1 protein-coding gene is annotated in these 458 nt (G+C 76.0%); it reads left to right on the top strand.

Annotation, left to right across the window (positions count from 1 at the left end; translation table 11 throughout):
• The coding region (locus LPA54_RS38275) for a condensation domain-containing protein (RefSeq protein ID WP_228984991.1) at positions 1-458 on the top strand (458 nt) is incomplete at both ends.

Below are 458 nucleotides of genomic sequence, written 5' to 3'. Positions count from 1 at the left end.
AGATGAACGCCGTATCCGTCGGCGAGGCGGACGCCGTCCCCGAAGACGAGGCCACTGCCCGGCAGGTGGACGCCGCCGTGCACGCCGCCGCCCTGCGCCCCTTCGACCTCGCCCGCGAACCCGCCTTCCGGGCCACCCTGGTGCGCGCGGCCGACGACGACCACGTCCTCGTCCTCGCCATGCACCACATCGTCTCCGACGGCTGGTCCCTCGACGTCCTCGTGCGGGACCTCGCCGAGCTGTACCGGGCCAGGCGCGAGGGCCGCGACGCCGACCTGCCCGAACTGCCCCTGGACTACGCCGACTACGCCCTCTGGCAGCGCGCCGCCGACCAGGGCCCGGCCCTGGACCACTGGACCTCCCGGCTCGCCGGACTGACCCCGCTCGACCTGCCCACCGACCGTCCGCGCCCCGACACGCCCGCCGGCCACGGCGCCGTGCACACCGTCACCCTGCCC

The sequence above is a fragment of the Streptomyces sp. DH12 genome (genome assembly GCF_020873895.1).
In the GTDB taxonomy this organism is placed as follows: domain Bacteria; phylum Actinomycetota; class Actinomycetes; order Streptomycetales; family Streptomycetaceae; genus Streptomyces.
The sequence above is the reverse complement of the archived record's forward strand: the minus strand, read 5'-3'. Positions and strand labels throughout refer to the sequence as shown.